Raw genomic sequence first — 16731 nt, 5'->3', positions numbered from 1 at the left:
GGCCGGTGCATATCGATCGCATCGAGGCGCTGGATGTTCGCTCGATGCGGTGCCCGGTCCGGGCCTGGGTTCTGTCTCGAAGTGCCTCGTGGCTATGCCTCGTCGAGCTGGAGGACCATGCTGCGGATAGTCGCATAGCGGCTGAGGTGTTCCCGCACATCGGCGGCGCACTGCCGCCCGAGCTCTGACTCGAACGCCGCGACGAGGGTGGCCATGTCATCCCAATCCAGCATTCCCACGATGTAGTACGGCTCGCCGACTACGGGCATCGCGTCGCGGCTGACGGTGTAGCGACGCAGGCCCGGCAGCTTGTTGGCGAGCGGGATATGTACATCCCAGTAGTGGTGTTCGAAGGCCTCGATGTCGGAGGGGGTTTCGTACATGACCAGGAATCGGGCCGCAGGCTTGGGCGGCGTCGGTGCGCTCATCGGTCGGTCTCCTCGGGTGCTTGGGGGTCCAGCCGCGTTGTTCGACCGGATCCATAGTTCCGACGAACGACACCCCACCAGATCGACAGCTCGGCATGGAATTGTGAAACCCGTGCCCACAGGCTGCGAGCGCTTCCAGCCTCGCCCCTTGCGCATCGGTCAGGTCCGCCCGCCCCATGGCTCACTTCGAGACAGAACCTAGTGGCCGAGTGTCTAGCACGTCGCGTGTTCGAGTTCGGCGAGGGCGGTGTCCAGGTGGTCGACGAGGGCGGGGAGCTCGGGGACCGAGCGTCGGCAGCCCACTATGCCCACGTCGAAACTGTCCGCGGTGCTGGTGACGGTGATATTCATGGCCTGGCCGTCGAACGGGATGGACAGCGGGTAATTGTGCTCGAGCCGGGCGCCCTGCAGATAGACGGGTTTGCGCGGGCCCGGCACGTTGGAGATGACGAGGTTGAACGGGACTCGGGGCAGGGCCTGGAAACCGGGGAGGAAGGTCAGCCCGAGCGGAGACATCAGTAGTGCGGACAGCGCCAGTGCCTGCAATCGCGGCAATTCGGTGAAGACGCGCTTGGCTTCGCGCATCGATGTGCTGATCGCGGCCAGCCGCTGTGCCGGATCCGCGATGTCGGTCCCGAGATCACACAGCAGCGCGGCGACCAGATTGCCCTCGGGTTCGGCATCGTCGGTACGGCGCAGATTCACCGGAACCATGGCCGTGAGAGGCTTGTCCGGCAAGGCATTTCGTTTCAACAGGTATTCGCGCAGAGCGGTGGCGGACAGTGTCAGGACCACATCGTTGACGGTGGCGCCGGTGGCCCGGCGCACGGCGTGGATGCGTTCCATCGGCCAGGAGCCGACGGCGATACTGCGCGCACCGCCGATCGGGACGTTGAACATCGTCGGGGGTGCGGACAACGGCAACGCCAGTTTGCCCTCGGCCAGCGCGCGCACCGCACTGCGCACGCCACCGACCTCGGTGGCCAAGCGCGGTAACGCGTGCCGCACCTGCTGCCACAGGCTCTCCGGGACATCAGGGCCGGGTTCGGGCTCGGTGCGGCTCACCGTCCACGGCGCGCGGACTCGGGTGGCGTACGGATCGTCGGTCAGGCTGCGCTGCAACAGCCGCTGCGCGGAGACGCCATCGATGAGGGCGTGGTGCATCTTGACGTAGATGGCCAGCCGATCCTGCGCCATCCCCTCGATGATCCGCCCCTCCCAGAGCGGGCGGTGTCGGTCCAGCAGGGCTCCGTGCAGATGTTCGACCAGGTCGAGCAGTTCGGCCGTGCTGCCGGGCTGGGGCAGTGCAGAGCGGCGCAGGTGGTATTCGAGATCGATCTCGCCGTGCGCCCAGACCACGCTGGAGAAGCTGCCGAGGATGCGCCGCTGTCGTCGGCGAAAGCGCGGGTGCACCGGCGTGGCGGACATCAGCTCCGCGTAGAGCGAGCGTACGAAATCCTCGCCCTGCTCAGCGGGCCGCTCGAAGATCTGCAGACTGCCCACGTGCATGGGATGTTCACGTGATTCGGCTGTGAGGAACAGAGCGTCGATCGGGTTGAGGAGTTCCATCGGATCCGCCTATACCGGGTGGGTGTAGCCCTTGTGTGTACGGTGCGGCGTCGTTGCCTCCGTCTGGACGAATGCGACCTGATCCTGCTCGACGTGCTCGGCGCGACTACAGCGCCGCCGGGTCCAGGTCCAGGGTGGTGCGGTCGAGCGAGTCGAGCAGATCGAACAGCGGTGTGGTGCGCGGAAGTTCCCAACGATAGAAATAGCGTGCCGCGACGCGTTTACCGTCGTAGAACACGCCGGAATGTCCGTGCGCGGCGATGGCCTGTTCCAGCCAGATCCAGGCCAGCACCACATGTCCGAAGGCCTCGAGGTAGGCCGCCGAATTGGCCAGCGCGATCCGCGGATCACCGGACTTCCACAGCAGTGCGGTGCTGGTCGCGATCCGCTGGGCGGCCAGGGCCAGATCGTCGCCGAAATGGCCGAGTTCGGCATCGCCGGTGGCTCCGGCGGCGGCGACGGTTTCGCCGATGGTGTCCAGCAGCAACGACAACGCGACCCCGTTGTCGGCGGTGACCGCGCGCCCGAGCAGATCCAGGCTCTGAATACCGTGTGTGCCTTCGTGAATCGGATTGAGCCGGTTGTCCCGATAGTGCTGTTCGACGTCGTAATCGCGGGTATACCCGGCGCCGCCGTGCACCTGGATCGCCAGATCGTTGGCGGCCAGGCACCACTGGCTGGGCCAGCTCTTGGCGATCGGGGTGAGCACGCGCAGCAGCGACTCCGCCCGATTGCGCTCGGAATCGGTTGTGGCACTTCGTAGATCGTCGATCAGGGTGGCGCAGAACAGTTGCAGCGCCAGGGCGCCCTCGGCATAGGACTTCTGGGCCAGCAGCATGCGGCGCACATCGGGATGGTCCACGATCGGCGCCTGTGGGCCGTCCTTTGCGCCGGTCGGGCGGCCCTGCGGGCGATTGCGGGCGTAATCCAGCGCCTTGAGGTATCCGGTGTATCCCAGGGCGGTCGCCGCGAGTCCGACGCCGAGCCGGGCCTCGTTCATCATGTGGAACATATAGGCCAGGCCGCGATGCGGCTCACCGACGAGATAGCCCACCGCGCCGGCCCGCCCGCCCGGGGTGAACGCGCCATCGCCGAAGACCGGCGCGGTGTTGACCGTGCCGCGCCAGCCCATCTTGTGATTGATCCCGGCCAGTACCACGTCGTTGCGCAGGGTGTCCGAACCATCCTCTGCCGGAAGGAATTTGGGCACGATGAACAGGGAGATGCCGCGGGTGCCCGCGGGGCCGCCCGGAATTCTGGCCAGCACCAGGTGGACGATGTTCTCCGACAGATCGTGATCGCCGCCCGAAATCCACATCTTGCGGCCGAACAGCCGGTACGTGCCGTCCTCCTGGGGTTCGGCGCGGGTGGTGATATCGGCCAGATTGGATCCGGCCTGTGGTTCGGACAATGCCATGGTGCCGAAATACCGGCCCTCGATCATCGGCGTGACGAACTGCTCGATCTGCTCGGGCGAGGCATGCGCGGCGAGCAGGTTCGCATTGCCCATGGTGAGCATCGGATAGCTGGTCGTGGCGACGTTCGCTGCGTAGAACCAGGACATACACGCGGTGAACACGGTGTGCGGCAACTGCATACCGCCGACCCGCTCACTCATTGCCGCGCCGATCATGCCCGCCTCGGCGAACGCCTTCAACGCCCGCTCGACCTCGGGGAGGACGTGCACCTTCTCCCCGTCGAAGGTGGGCTCGTGCAGATCGCTCGCGCGGTTGTGCGGGGCGAAGTATCTGGTCGCCAGCTCCTGCGCCAGTTCGAGGACCTGATCGAAGGTCTCCCGGGAGTGTTCCCGGTAGTACTCGCGCTCGTTCAGCCGCGCGGTGTCCAGCCACTCGTACAGCAGGAACTCGAGGTCCCGCGCAGACATGATGAGCGAATTCATGGACTCCACCCTTGCGATCCGCGAGCCCGCGCGCAACCCTTCCCGGATACCCGCACCCGGTGTATGAAGACGCACCCCGTACAGGGCTTGCTCGGGGTGTGGATCCGCGTTCGGGGTGCGCCGGGACGTCCGGCGAATCAGCGGTGCGCGGAGGTGAACAGCGGGGCGATGAAGCGGTGCAGCATCTGCGACTCCTCGGCCTCGTCCCGGCCCGGGACGGTCAGCAGCGAGACGATCGTGCGAGTCAGCCAGCGGGCGAGCAGCGTCGCTTCCGGGTCCGGCGCATCGCCGGTCACCGAACCGGCAATGGCCTCGATGACCTGCGAAGTCTGTGCGATTTCGATGGCCAGCCCCGCGTCCCCCGGACGGAACCAGGCGATCAGCAGCGGATCGGCGCGCACCGCCCGCAGACTGGCCAGTACGCCCGCGACCGCGCGCTCGCCCGGATCGGTGATTCCGGCGATCTCCTCGGCGACCCGCGCCCCGACGTGCCGGGCCGCACGATGTACGAAGGCCAGCTGCACCGCCTGCCGGCTGTCGAAATAGCGGTACAGCGTGGCCCGGGAACAACCCGCGGCCTTGGCGATATCGCCCATCTGCGTGGCTGCCACCCCGCGCTCGGCGAACAACCGGGCCGCGGCGTCCAGGATCCGTTCGGCGGCGCTCAACGAACGCGCCTCGCCCAGCCAATCACTCACAACTCTCCCGTCCCCGCTCGTCTCCGGCATTCGCCGCGAACGCTGTGTCGAGGATGCACCGACTCCACCTCACCGGCCTCGTGCCGATTCGCTCAGGAAGCCGGGCCGCCGACACCGAATGGCACGCTGACCGGCCAGCGCACATAACTGCCGTCGGTGTACCGCACGTCATCGATGTCGATGGTGAACTCCGGACAGCGGGCGAGCAACTCCTGCAATGCGATGGTCGCCTGCATCCGCGCCGCGGCCGCACCGAGGCAGTGGTGGTTACCGTTGCCGAAGGTCATGATGTTCCGCGGGGCCCGGGTGATGTCGAGTTCGGCTGCGTCGGGCCCGAATTCGCGCTCGTCGCGATTGGCCGAGGCGTACAGCAGCAGTACGCGACGGCCCGCGGGAATGGTGCCGCCGTCGAGTTCCACATCGCGAGTCGCGGTGCGCGCCAGGCCTTGTACCGGTGAGGTGAGCCGCAGGAATTCGTCCACCGACCCGGGAATCAGATCCGGATCCTCGATCAGCCGCCGCCGCTGCGCGGGATACTGGGTCAGCAATTGCACCGCGCCGCCGAGATTTCCGGTGGTGGTGTCGTTGCCGCCGGTGATCATGGTGAAGGCGAAGCCGAGGATCTGCAGGATCTCCCCGACATCACCGTCCGCACCCAGCCCGGAGGCCACCAGATGGGAGATGGTGTCCGCACCCGGTGCGGCACGGCGCTTCTCGATCAGTCCGGTGAAGTACTGCATGAGCTCGGTGACCGCGGCCTGTGCCTGCATGACGCCGCCGGTACCGGTGGCCGACGCCGCGACGATCGCCTCGCTCCAGCCGTCGAAGGCGGCCCGATCCGCCTCGGGCACACCGAGATAGTGCGCGACGACCATGGTCGGTAGCGGTTTGAACAGCTCCGCCGTGATGTCGCCGCCGCCCGCCGCGCGCAGCCGCTCGATCCGTTCGATGGCGAATTCTCTTACCGCCGGGCTGATTTCCTGCACCTGCCGTGGGGTGAACCCCTTCGCCACCCGACGCCGGAAGATGGTGTGATCCGGCGGATCGGTGAACACGAACGGCCGGTTCCCGCCCAGTCCGATCGCGCTCAGATCGGTGTAGTCGACCGTCAAACCCTGTGCGGAGGAGAAGGTTTCGGGATCGCGCACGGCCTCGTAGACGTCGCGATACCGGGACAGCACGTAGTAGTCCTCGTCCTCGCGCCCCTCGGGTACGACGTGATGCACCGGATCCTGCTCGCGCAGCGCGGCATACATCCCCCACGGATCGCGCCAGCTGTCCCCGGACCGGAGTTCGAAGCGTGGCTCGCGAGACAAAGTATCGCTCATGTCTCAACGGTAAGTCAGATCAGGAAAAGTGTCTATAGGCGATATCGCTGTTATTCGGTCGGCGAACTCATATTCGCTCCCGTACGATCGCGTTCGAGACCCCGGCCCGCCGGAGTCCCGAACGGCCAGCAGGAGGGGGAGGGAGTTGAGACTTCGTCTACCGGCGACCGTCCGTCAAGGCGCGGACTGGTTGCGGCGTCTGGCCGCTACCACGCCGGGGGTGATCGCCGCGGTCGCAACCGCCGCCGTCGTGCTGTGCTTGATATCGGGTCTGGTCTGCGCGAACGAGTTGAGCGACAAGACCGCTCGCCGCGACAACGCCCTGACTCGTTCGGAGCCGCTGAACAACGCGGCGCAGAGCCTGTACGTCGCGCTGTCCCAGGCCGATGCGAGTGCTGCCACCGCATTCCTGTCCGGCGGTATCGAACCGCAGCAGATCAGGTCGGAGTATCAACAGGCGCTTGCCGACGCGGCAGCCGCACTGGCCACCGCGACGGCCGGGGCGAACGATCCGCAGAGCCGCCGTATCGTCGCCAACATCTCGGCGGATCTGCCGGCCTACACCGGACTCGTCGAGTCGGCGCGGGCCAACAACCGGCAGGGCTTCCCGGTGGGCTCGGCCTATCTGCGCGAAGCCTCGGGGCTGATGCAGAAGTCGTTGCTGCCCAGCGCAGCTCAGCTCGCCACCGAACGTGCGGCCGCCCTGCGCGCGGATCAGCGCGCGATCACCGGGCCGCCGTGGCTTGCGACCGTACTGCTGCTGGTGGTGCTCGCGGGTGCGGGCGTGGCGTCGCGAATTCTGTTGCGGCGCACGAACCGGCTGTTCAATCTCGGCATCGTCGCCGCCGCGGGCGCGGCGCTGGTGGCGCTGGTGTGGATCGTGGTCGCGACGATCACCTCGGCCGGTGCGATCGATACCGGCGCGGGCGGGCCGACCACGCGTTCGGAGAATCTCGCGCAGGCGCGCATTCTGGGACAGCAGGCCCGCACCGACGAAATGCTCGAATTGATCACCCGCGGCGACACCACCGGCACCGAGGCCGATTTCTCGGCCAAGACCGGTCAGCTGCGCGATCGCCTGTCCGGAGTGGTTCCGTCCGATTCGCCGGTGCTGCGGCAGTTCTCGCAGTGGCTGGCGGGCCATCGCGCACAGGTCGGGTACTACGACGCCGCGAACTATCCCGCCGCGGTGGAACAGGCGATCGGCACCGCGCCGGCCGACTCCTCCGAGACCTTCACCGCCCTGGATGGTTCGGTGCGCGGCGACCTCGCGCAGACCCGGGTTCAGGTGCGCGAGCAGATCGCCTCGGCTGGTGACAGCTGGATCGGCGGCGCCGCGGGCACACTGGTGTTACTGGTGTTCGCGGCCGGTGCCGCGGTCATCGGACTCTGGCCGCGGCTGAAGGAGTTCCAGTGAGGCGCACCCGATTGTTGCGAGCGCTGGTCGTCCTGGCGACGACCGCGCTGCTGGCGGGCTGCGGGGCCGATGCGGCCGTGCCGGTGTCCACGCCGGTCCCGCCGGTTCGGCCGCTGCCGCCCGATTCCCGGACGATCACGCCCAGTGCGACGCCCGCCGCCCAGTGCGGCGACGCCACCACCAGCCTGACGCCGAGTTCCGGTGGGTTCGCGGCGGATTCGACGATGGCGCGGCTCAGGGCGAAGGGACGCCTGACGGTCGGTGTGGACCAGAACACCTATCTGTTCGGGTTCCGCGATCCGTCCACCGGACAGCTGGAGGGTTTCGACATCGATCTGGCGCGGGAGATCGCCCGCGACCTGTTCGGCGACCCGAGCCGGATCGAACTGCGCTCGGTCTCCACCGCCGAGCGGGTGCCGGTGCTGACGGACCACCGGGTGGACATGGTGGTGCGCACCTTCTCGGTAACCTGTGATCGTCGTCGTGAGGTGGCCTTCTCGAGTACGTATTTCACTGCCGCGCAACGCATCCTGGCGACCAAGACTTCCGGTATCCGATCCGCGGCCGATCTGGACGGCAAGCGGGTGTGCGTCACGGTGGGCGCGGATTCGGCCGATCGGCTGTTCGCCCTGAATCTGCCGCACCCGCCGACGGTGCTGGGCGTGACGAACTGGACCGACTGCCTGGTCGCGCTGCAGCAGGGGCAGGTGGACGCGGTCAGCACCGACGAGCCGATTCTGGCCGGCCTGGCCGCACAGGACGCCAATCTCCAGGTGGTCGGCGGTCCGCTCGGATACGAGAATTACGCGGTCGGCTTGCCGCACGGCCAGGACGATATGGTCCGGTTCGTCAACGGTGTCCTGGATCGCATTCGCGCCGACGGCACCTGGCAGCGGCTGTACAACGCCAGCCTGAGTCCGCTCGGCCCCTCGACCGGACCCCCGGCCCCGCATTACAGCGGGTGAGGTCGTCGATGCACGCGCTCACCGCCCTCGAGATCGACAACGAACTGGCCTCGCGCGGCCGGGAGATCGATGCGGTCACCGCGACGCTGCTGGAACTGGATCGGCATCCCGGACTGCTCCTGCTGCGCGGATTCCCGCCTACCGGCGTCACCGCACGACAGTGGCGTCCGATCGAGGAGCTGCTGGATCTGATGTGGGAGGATTTCGGCCGCGTCCAGGCGATTCTGGATCAGGCGCGGGTCGTGCGGGCGCGGCGCACCAAACTTTCCGACGCCGATCGCGCCGAACTCACCAGACTGCTGCGTGATCGTCCGCACGAGGCGACGCGGACCGCTATCCCGATGGCGCAGCGCTCGTTGACCGGACCCGGCGAGCAGGTGCTGTTCGTGGGCATCGCGGACACGCTGGATCGGATGCGCACCGCATTCCCGCAGATCGCCCGGTTCCTCGATGCCGTGGACGCGGCCAACACCCGAGTGCTCGAGGCGCTGAATCCGGTGCAGGCCGAATTGACGCGGCTCGGCGGCGTCACCCCGGAGTTGCGCGAGATCGCCGAGACGGTCACCGATATGCTCCGCCACTCCGCGACCGACCCACTGGCCTCGAGTGCGGCCGAAACCGATTCTCGCGTGGCGGAATTGACGCGCCGCCTGGAGCGCGAATCGCAGGATCTGGCCGAACTGCGGGTGCTGAGCGCGCAGTGGGCGACGGCGATTGCGCAGACCCGCGACCGGCTCGCGGCGATCGGCAAGGTGATCGACCGCGCCGCACTCGCGCGGGAGCAGGTGCAGGAGAAGATCCACACCGCACCTCTGCCCGTCCATCGCGACGAGACCGGGCCGCTGCGGCGCGAACTCGACGCCCTCGCCGACCGTCCCCCGGACGCGCGCGCCGCCTTGGCCCTGCGGGAATTGCGTCACCGGATCGCCGCGACGCACGTCCGCGCCGAACAAGCGCTCGAACTGGCCCAGGGCCTGCTGGACCGCCGCGCCGAACTACGCGGCCGATTGGCGGCCTACCAGGCCAAGGCGGCTCGCCTCGGGGTGAGCGAGGAACAGAATGTCCTGTCCGCCAACCGAATCGCCACGGGCCTGCTCGGCCGCGTCCCGTGCGATCTGGCGGCGGTCACCCGGGCGATCACGGACTATCAGCAGGTCGTCGCGGAAGTGTCGGGGAGGCGGGGATGAGTGGTACGGCGGGAACGGGCGGGCAGTGCGCCGAACCCGGATGCACCGGGACGATCGTCGACGGGTACTGCGCTACCTGCGGTACGGCGCCGCAGGTACCCGCGCCGTCCGCCAACGCTGCGTCGAACGGTGGTCGATGCGGTGAACCCGGTTGCGGCGGAACGATTTCCCGTGGTTTCTGCGGTACCTGCGGGGCCGCTCCGGTTTCGGCGGGCCATGCCGCGGGCGGGTCGGCGGACGGATCGCCGTGCGGTGAACCCGGTTGTGCCGGGACGATTTTCGATGGCTATTGCGATAGGTGCGGGACCGCTCCCGCGGCGGTGCCGCCGGGAACATCCGGTGCCGCGGCGGGAGAAAGTCCGCCGCCGGGGACGCAGCCGGTCGCGACCGTAGGGGCGGCCCGCGGCGAAACTCGCTCGGCGCGGGCGCGGTCCACGTCGTCGCGATCGCGACGCGGGAGACTCGGGGCAGGGATGGTCGAGGTGCCCCGGGTCGCGCGGGTGGATCCGGCGAGTGCGGTGCTGACCGATCCGAGTGTTCCGGAGAACAAGAGATTCTGCGCGAATTGTGAACGGCCGGTGGGACGTTCGCGGGACAATGCGCCGGGGCGAGCCGAAGGCTTCTGCCCGCACTGCGGCGGCCGGTTCTCCTTCACGCCCAAGCTGGTTCGCGGTGAACTGGTCGGTGGGCAGTACGAGGTGGTCGGGCCGATCGCGCACGGTGGGCTGGGTTGGCTGTATCTGGCCGTGGACCGCAATGTCAACGATCGCTGGGTGGTGCTCAAAGGCCTGCTGAACACCGCTGACCCGGCGGCGATGGCCGCGGCGGTGGCCGAGCGCCGTTTCCTGGCTCAGGTCGAACACCCCAACATCGTCAAGATCTTCAACTTCGTCGAACATGCCGGGGCGGACGGCATTCCGGTCGGCTACATCGTGATGGAATACGTCGGCGGAACCTCGCTGAAGCAGGTGTTGCGCCGTCATCGCGACAGCACCGGCGCGCATTTACCGCCCGCGCAGGCGATCGCGTACGTCCTGGAGATGCTGCCCGCGCTGGGATATCTGCATTCGCTGGGGCTGGCCTACTGTGATTTCAAGCCGGACAACGTGATGCAGTCCGATGAACAGCTCGAGCTGATCGATCTCGGCGCGGTCATCGCGATGGACGATCAGGACAGTCCGATCTACGGCACGGCCGGATATCAGGCCCCCGAGATCGCGGAGACGGGCCCCACCGCGGCGACCGAGGTGTACACCGTGGGACGCACGCTGGCGGTGCTGGTGCTGCCGCTGCCCGAGCGCGACGGCCACTTCGCCGAACTTCCCGGCCCGGCAACCGAACCGGTTCTGGCGCAACATGATTCGCTGCACCGATTCCTGCTACGCGCCACCGACGCAGATCCCGCCGCGCGCTTCGCCTCGATGGAGGAGATGGCCGATCAGCTGACCGGTGTACTGCGTACGGTGCTCTCGGTCCAGGACGACGTACCGCATCCGGGGCTGTCGGTGAATTTCGGTCCGCCGCGCGGCGTATTCGGCGCGGGAGCCCCGGTACCCGACAATGCGGCGAACGCGCCGGTCCGGCTCGAGCCGCGGGATATCGTCGCCGCGCTGCCGGTGCCGCTGGTCGATCCCGCCGACACCGGCGCGGGGTTGCTGGCCACGACCAGCGGTACCAGTCCGGCCGAGCTCGAACCGGCATTCGCGGCGGGGCTGCGCGCGGTGGTCACCGGGGCGGCCGAGTCGGTGGAGATTCCGCTGCGGCTGATCCGCGCGGCCCTGGAGACGGGCGATGCCGTCGACGCCCAGCGCCGGATCGACGAGTTGGCCGCAACTCTCGGCGAGGACTGGCGGCTGACCTGGTATCGCGGGCTGGCCCGGCTGCTGGTCCGCGAATTCGACTCGGCCGCTGCGGAATTCGACGCCGTGTACGCCGCGCTGCCGGGTGAGGCGGCCGCGCAGCTGGCACTCGCGGTGGCGGCGGAACTGTCGGCCGGCCTGCCGGGCGCCGATCCGGATATCGAATTGAGCAGGGCCACAAGATATTACGACATGGTGTGGCGAACCGATCGAAGGTTCGTGAGCGCGGCCTTCGGTCTGGCCCGGCTGCGGCGTGCGGCCCGGGATCACGCGGGCGCGGTCGCGGTACTGGATCAGGTCGACCCGGCCTCGGCGCGACACACCGAGGCCGCGATCACCGCGGTGGAGGTCCTGTTGGCGGGCCGGAGCCCGGCCGAAATCACCGAAGAGCTGTTGCGCGAGGGCGGCAGCCGGATCGAAAGGCTCGTCATCGAATCGAAACATCGTGCCGCGCAAGTTCGCCGGGTTGTGCTGGACGCCGCCCTGACCTGGCTTTCCGCCGGCCATGCCGCGACCGGGTCCGAACCTCTCCTCGGCCGCGATCTGGATCTCGCCGGGGTGCGCTCGGGTCTGGAGAGCTGCTATCGCGATCTCGCCCGGGACGCCGGAGATCTGTGGGGCCGAATCGAACTGGTCGACCATGCCAACCGGATCCGCCCAAGGACGATGCTGTGAGCGCCGCCGTGGATCGGCACTGCCCGACATGCCGGGCCGGCATCGGCGCCGCCGACCGCTTCTGCGAGCAGTGCGGGCACGAACTGGCCATCACCCGCGCGGTGCTGCCGGACGTCACCATCGATCCGGCGGCGGTCTGCGAGGACTGCGGCGCGGCGGATTTCGACGCCGACGGCTACTGCGCGGCCTGCGGCGGGTTGCGTCGCCCGCCCGACCGGAGCGAGGCCGACCTCGGTGCGGTGCAACTGATCACCGATCGCGGACTCGTGCACGCCCGCAACGAGGACGCGGTCGCCGCGGCGCTGCTGGACGACACTTCCGGGCCGACGATCGTGATCGCCGTGTGCGATGGGGTGTCCACCTCCGAGGATCCACACCTGGCGGCGCGGGCCGGTGCACGCGGCGGGGTGGACGCCTGCCTGTCCGCGCTGGCCGCCGACCGCACCACCACCGACGCGGTGATGGCCGGTCTGGAGGCCGCGTTCCAGGCCGTGCGGGATGTGTCCACCGGTGCGGGCCACTCCCCGTCCTGCACCTACGTGGCCGCGGTGCTGCGCGCCTGCGGCGAAGGCGAATTCGAGATCACGGTCGCGAATGTCGGTGACAGCCGGGCATATTGGCTGTGCCCGGACGAGGCGCACGGTACGCCACCCTCGCAGCGGCTGACCATCGACGATTCCTGGGCGCAGGCGCTGGTCGACGCGCGCGTGATGGACGAGGAGTCGGCCATGCAGGATCCGCGCGCGCACGCGCTGGTGCGCTGGCTGGGTGCGGATTCCGAGCACAAGGCCGCCGATACCCGGGTGCGGTCGGTGCGGGTGCGCGGTCCCGGACTGCTGCTGCTGTGTAGCGACGGGCTGTGGAACTACCTGTCCGATCCGGCGGGCATCGCCTCGGTCGCCACCGCGACGGCGACGCAGGCGACCGAGTCCGCCCGCGAGCTGGTCGAATACGCCATGGCCGCCGGTGGCGGTGACAACATCACCGTCGCGCTGGCGCCGGTCGGCATGCCGTGGGGGCGGGGAGGCGAGGAATGAGTTCACCTGCGGTGGGGGGTATTTCGGTCGTCGTCGACCAGAATCAATATCTGGCCGAGGGCGCGGACACCGTGGACGCGGTCGTCACGGTGGAGGCGGGCGCGCAGTTCGCGGTGGCCGCACCGGCACGCGAGCGCGTGGAGATCATCATCATCGACTGTTCCGGATCGATGGCGGCCGGTGACCGGTTCGCCGGGGCCCGCGCGGCCACCCTCGCGGCGCTGGACGAGATGCCCGACGGCACCCTTTTCGCCATCGTGAAGGGCACCCACCTGGGCGAGGTGGTCTTCCCCGCGCACGGCCCGCTGCGGCGCGCCGATCCCGAATCACGCACCGCCGCACGGCATGCCCTGGACACGTTGCGCCCCTACGGCGGTACCGCGATGGGGATGTGGCTGGGGGTGGCGCGCCAGGTCGCCGGGCAGTATCCCGGCGCGATGGCCCATGCCATCCTGCTCACCGACGGCAAGAACGAGCACGAGGAACCCGCCCATCTGCTCGATGAGATCCGGCAGTCGGCGGGGCTGTTCACCTGTGACTGCCGCGGCGTGGGCACCAATTATGTGGTGGCGGAACTGCGTACCGTCGCCTCCGGGCTGCTCGGCTCGGTCGACGTGGTGAAACGGGGTTCGGAGCTGACCGCCGACTTCCAGGCGCTCACCCGCGCGTCGATGGGCCGCACGATTCCCGAACTGACCCTGCGGGTCTGGACGCCCGTGGGCGCCGCGGTTCGATTCGTCAAGCAGGTCGCGCCCACCATCGAGGATATTTCCGGTCGGCGTCGCGAGACCGCCGCGCAGATCGGCGACTATCCGCTGGGCTCGTGGGGCGCCGAGGAGCGCGACTATCACGTGCAGGTCCGTCTCGATCCGGGCGCGCCCGGCCGAGAGAAGCTGGCCGCCCGGATCAGTGTGGTCGCCGGGAACGAGGTGGTGGGCCAGGGGCTGGTGAAGGCGGTGTGGACCACCGACAGCGAGTTGTCGGCCCGGATCAGCCGCCGCGTCGCGCATTACACCGGTCAGGCCGAACTCGCCGAGGCGGTGCAGGAGGGGCTCACCGCCCGCAAACAGGGCGATGTGCATGCCGCGACGGCCAAGTTGCAGCGAGCGGTGGAACTGGCCGCCGAGTCCGGAAACGACGGCACCGCCAAACTGTTGCGCAATGTCGTCGAGGTGGACGACCACACCGGCACGGTCCGGCTGCGGCACGATGTCGACACCTTCGACGAGATGGCGTTGGACGCGCGTTCGACCAGGACCGCCCGGGTACGGAAGGAGTCCTAGTGCTCACCTGTCCCGATGGTCACCCATCGGCCGCCACCGATTACTGCGACGTCTGCGGGGCGGCCATGAGCAGCGGCCCGGCCCCGGTTCGGCCGGCCGCGGCGCCGCTGCCGTGCCCGTCATGCGGTGCGCCGATCTCGGCGCGGTTCTGCGAAGTGTGCGGCCATGACTCGGCACTGCCCGCGGCCGCATCGTTTCCGGCGCAGGCCGATCCCGCCGCCGCGGTGTCCGAATCTGCGGCGCCGACAGTCGAATTCGGTAAGTCTGCTCCGAACAGCGCTGCGGGAGAATTGATCTGGGTGGCGACAGTCGTGGCCGACGGCGATCTCTACCAGCGGATGTTGTCCCGCAAAGGTCCGGACGCCGAGCGGGTGGAATTTCCCGGCTATTATCCGGAGCGCCGGATTCCGTTGCGGGGCAGCGATTTCCTGATCGGCAAGCGCAGTGTGTCGCAGGGTGTGCTACCCGATATCGATCTCGGTATCGCCCCGGTGGACATCGGCGTATCCCGGTCGCACGCGCGGATCCACATCGACCGCGACGTTCTCACCGTCACGGACCTGGGCTCCACGAACGGGACCAGTCTGAACGGCATCGACGATCTGATCCCGCCCGGTACGCCGGTTCCGCTGCACAGCGGCGATCGGATCCACGTCGGCGGATGGACCACCATCACCGTGACCTACGAATCCGCCTGAACGGGCCGGAATCCGGCCCTCGGCAGCGGCGGCATGCAGATATGCCCGACAATCTGCTTGTCCGATCCGACGAAATCGCCCGATTTCATTCATGAGAGCGGACAATCTGGGTGTTACCGCTCACATTTACACTGCCCCGATCAGGTAGTACAAGGAGCAGCACATGCCAGCCAGTCCAGTCATGCCCAGTCTTTTCCTGCGCATCTCATCAGGCCAGCGCGAATTCTTCCGGCGCAAACCCATCGATCAGATCGAGGAGCACGACTCCGGTGGCTTGAAACGGGTCCTGGGCCTGTGGCAGCTGACCACGATCGGCATCGGCGGCATCATCGGCGCGGGGATCTTCAGTCTCGCGGGCGAGGTCGCGAACAAGAATGCCGGACCGGCGGTGCTGGTCTCCTTTCTCATCGCCGGTGTCGCGAGTGCGGCCGCGGCGCTGTCCTATGCCGAGTTCGCGGGCCTGATCCCGAAGGCCGGTTCGGCGTACACCTACGGGTATGCGGTACTGGGTGAGCCGGTCGGCTGGTTCATCGGCTGGGATCTGCTGCTCGAATACACCGCCATCGTCGCGGTGGTCGCGATCGGCATCTCCGGCTATATCGAATATCTGCTCGAACAGCTGAATCTGCATCTGCCGGTGTGGATGCTCGGTGCGCCGGGCACCGGTGCGGGACACAAGGTGGATCTGTTCGCCGCGTTGCTGTGCCTGCTCATCGCCCTGCTGCTGAATCTGGGCATGAGGGCGGCGGCGCGATTCGAGGCGGCCGTGGTCGCCATCAAGATCGTGGTCGTCCTGATCGTGATCGTGGTGGGCTTCTTCTACATCAAGTCCGGCAACTATCACCCGTACTTCCCGTTCGGCTTCGGCGGTGCGGTGACCGGGGCCTCGACGGTGTTCTTCGCGGTGTTCGGCTACGACGCGATGTCCACCGCCGCCGAGGAGTCCGTCGATGCCAAACGGCATCTGCCCAAGGCGATCCTGTATTCACTCGCCATCGCGATGGTGCTGTACGTGCTGGTCTGCCTGGTGCTCACCGGTATGCAGCACTACAGCGAGATCAATCCCAAGAGCGGGTTGTCCACGGCGTTCAAGTCCGTGGGACTGCCGGGTCTGGGCAGTCTGATCGCGGCGGGCGCGATCATCGGCATCACGACGGTGCTGTTCACCTTCATGCTGGGCGTCACCCGGATCTGGTTCTCGATGAGCCGGGATGGCCTGCTGCCCAAATGGTTCGCCAAGACCCATCCGACCCGGCACGTGCCGACCCGGATCACCTGGATCGCGGGCGCGGTGTCCGCGGCCATCGCCGGATTCATGCCGATCGGCTCGGCGGCCGAGCTGACCAACATCGGCATTCTGCTGGCCTTCGTGGTGGTGTGCGCGGCGGTGATCGTATTGCGTTACCGCTCACCCGAATTGCCCCGTTCGTTCCGGACCCCGCTGATGCCGGTGGTTCCGCTGGTCGGCATCGGCTTCTCGATCTGGTTGATCACCTTCCTGCAGCCGATCACCTGGTTGCGGTTCGCGATCTGGTTCGTGCTCGGCATGATCATCTACTTCGGTTACAGCAGAAGGCATTCGCTGCTGGCGACCGGGCCTCGCCCGGATGCGAGTGAAACCGCGAACGCCTGATCGCGCGAGCGGCCCATCGAGCGAATTCCGCTCGTCCGACGGGCCCTTCGCATC

General features: G+C 68.0%; 13 protein-coding genes. 8 read left to right on the top strand and 5 right to left on the bottom strand.

Going from position 1 to position 16731, the window contains the following annotated elements; all coding sequences use genetic code 11:
• Positions 1 to 92: 92 nt before the first annotated feature.
• The 5 genes from NV1_RS06680 to NV1_RS06660 form a co-directional block, all read right to left on the bottom strand.
• On the bottom strand, positions 93 to 428 hold the full coding sequence (locus NV1_RS06680; protein WP_067886493.1) for an EthD family reductase: 336 nt from the start codon (positions 426 to 428) through the stop codon (positions 93 to 95).
• A gap of 213 nt (positions 429 to 641) precedes the next feature.
• Positions 642 to 1997 carry a WS/DGAT/MGAT family O-acyltransferase gene (locus tag NV1_RS06675; protein ID WP_067886490.1) on the bottom strand — a complete coding sequence of 452 codons (1356 nt, stop codon included), beginning with the start codon at positions 1995 to 1997 and terminating at the stop codon, positions 642 to 644.
• A 106-nt stretch (positions 1998 to 2103) separates the two neighbouring features.
• Positions 2104 to 3897, bottom strand: coding sequence for an acyl-CoA dehydrogenase (locus tag NV1_RS06670; protein WP_067886488.1), 1794 nt, complete (start codon positions 3895 to 3897; stop codon positions 2104 to 2106).
• A gap of 137 nt (positions 3898 to 4034) precedes the next feature.
• Positions 4035 to 4625, bottom strand: coding sequence for a TetR/AcrR family transcriptional regulator (locus NV1_RS06665; RefSeq protein ID WP_067886484.1), 591 nt, complete (start codon positions 4623 to 4625; stop codon positions 4035 to 4037).
• A 62-nt stretch (positions 4626 to 4687) separates the two neighbouring features.
• Complete coding sequence (locus tag NV1_RS06660) at positions 4688 to 5923, bottom strand: cytochrome P450 (protein ID WP_067886482.1); 1236 nt, start codon at positions 5921 to 5923, stop codon at positions 4688 to 4690.
• A gap of 145 nt (positions 5924 to 6068) precedes the next feature.
• Between NV1_RS06660 and NV1_RS06655 the strand changes: the two genes are divergently transcribed.
• From NV1_RS06655 to NV1_RS06620, 8 genes are all read left to right on the top strand, one after another.
• Positions 6069 to 7340 (top strand): GlnX family signal transduction membrane protein, encoded by a 1272-nt coding sequence (locus NV1_RS06655; protein ID WP_245713583.1) that lies wholly within the window; start codon positions 6069 to 6071, stop codon positions 7338 to 7340.
• A complete protein-coding gene (locus NV1_RS06650) occupies positions 7337 to 8305 on the top strand; it encodes a glutamate ABC transporter substrate-binding protein (RefSeq protein ID WP_067886478.1) in 969 nt (322 codons plus the stop codon). Before NV1_RS06655 ends, NV1_RS06650 begins: the two co-directional genes overlap by 4 nt.
• Before the next feature lie 8 nt (positions 8306 to 8313).
• Positions 8314 to 9492, top strand: a complete 1179-nt coding sequence (locus NV1_RS06645) for a hypothetical protein (protein WP_067886783.1) — start codon at positions 8314 to 8316, stop codon at positions 9490 to 9492.
• A gap of 320 nt (positions 9493 to 9812) precedes the next feature.
• Complete coding sequence (locus NV1_RS06640) at positions 9813 to 12026, top strand: serine/threonine-protein kinase (protein WP_245713582.1); 2214 nt, start codon at positions 9813 to 9815, stop codon at positions 12024 to 12026.
• Positions 12023 to 13063 carry a PP2C family protein-serine/threonine phosphatase gene (locus NV1_RS06635; RefSeq protein WP_067886473.1) on the top strand — a complete coding sequence of 347 codons (1041 nt, stop codon included), beginning with the start codon at positions 12023 to 12025 and terminating at the stop codon, positions 13061 to 13063. The genes NV1_RS06640 and NV1_RS06635 overlap by 4 nt, the downstream gene beginning before the upstream one ends.
• Positions 13060 to 14346 carry a vWA domain-containing protein gene (locus tag NV1_RS06630; protein ID WP_067886471.1) on the top strand — a complete coding sequence of 429 codons (1287 nt, stop codon included), beginning with the start codon at positions 13060 to 13062 and terminating at the stop codon, positions 14344 to 14346. The genes NV1_RS06635 and NV1_RS06630 overlap by 4 nt, the downstream gene beginning before the upstream one ends.
• Positions 14346 to 15044 (top strand): double zinc ribbon and FHA domain-containing protein, encoded by a 699-nt coding sequence (locus NV1_RS06625; RefSeq protein ID WP_067886469.1) that lies wholly within the window; start codon positions 14346 to 14348, stop codon positions 15042 to 15044. Before NV1_RS06630 ends, NV1_RS06625 begins: the two co-directional genes overlap by 1 nt.
• 163 nt (positions 15045 to 15207) lie before the next feature.
• Positions 15208 to 16677, top strand: a complete 1470-nt coding sequence (locus NV1_RS06620; RefSeq protein ID WP_373864586.1) for an amino acid permease — start codon at positions 15208 to 15210, stop codon at positions 16675 to 16677.
• Positions 16678 to 16731 lie beyond the last annotated feature (54 nt).

This window comes from Nocardia vaccinii NBRC 15922 (assembly GCF_001613305.1).
Taxonomy (GTDB): domain Bacteria; phylum Actinomycetota; class Actinomycetes; order Mycobacteriales; family Mycobacteriaceae; genus Nocardia; species Nocardia vaccinii.
This window is presented reverse-complemented; position numbering and strand designations above follow the sequence as displayed.

Bases quoted from the DNA above. Each gene is read 5' to 3' on its own strand.
- NV1_RS06660 (WP_067886482.1), bottom strand. From the start codon at position 5,923: ATGAGCGATACTTTGTCTCGCGAGCCACGCTTCGAACTCCGGTCCGGG.
- NV1_RS06670 (WP_067886488.1), bottom strand. From the start codon at position 3,897: ATGAATTCGCTCATCATGTCTGCGCGGGACCTCGAGTTCCTGCTGTAC.
- NV1_RS06680 (WP_067886493.1), bottom strand. From the start codon at position 428: ATGAGCGCACCGACGCCGCCCAAGCCTGCGGCCCGATTCCTGGTCATG.
- NV1_RS06665 (WP_067886484.1), bottom strand. From the start codon at position 4,625: ATGCCGGAGACGAGCGGGGACGGGAGAGTTGTGAGTGATTGGCTGGGC.
- NV1_RS06620 (WP_373864586.1), top strand. From the start codon at position 15,208: ATGCCAGCCAGTCCAGTCATGCCCAGTCTTTTCCTGCGCATCTCATCA.
- NV1_RS06645 (WP_067886783.1), top strand. From the start codon at position 8,314: ATGCACGCGCTCACCGCCCTCGAGATCGACAACGAACTGGCCTCGCGC.
- NV1_RS06630 (WP_067886471.1), top strand. From the start codon at position 13,060: ATGAGTTCACCTGCGGTGGGGGGTATTTCGGTCGTCGTCGACCAGAAT.
- NV1_RS06675 (WP_067886490.1), bottom strand. From the start codon at position 1,997: ATGGAACTCCTCAACCCGATCGACGCTCTGTTCCTCACAGCCGAATCA.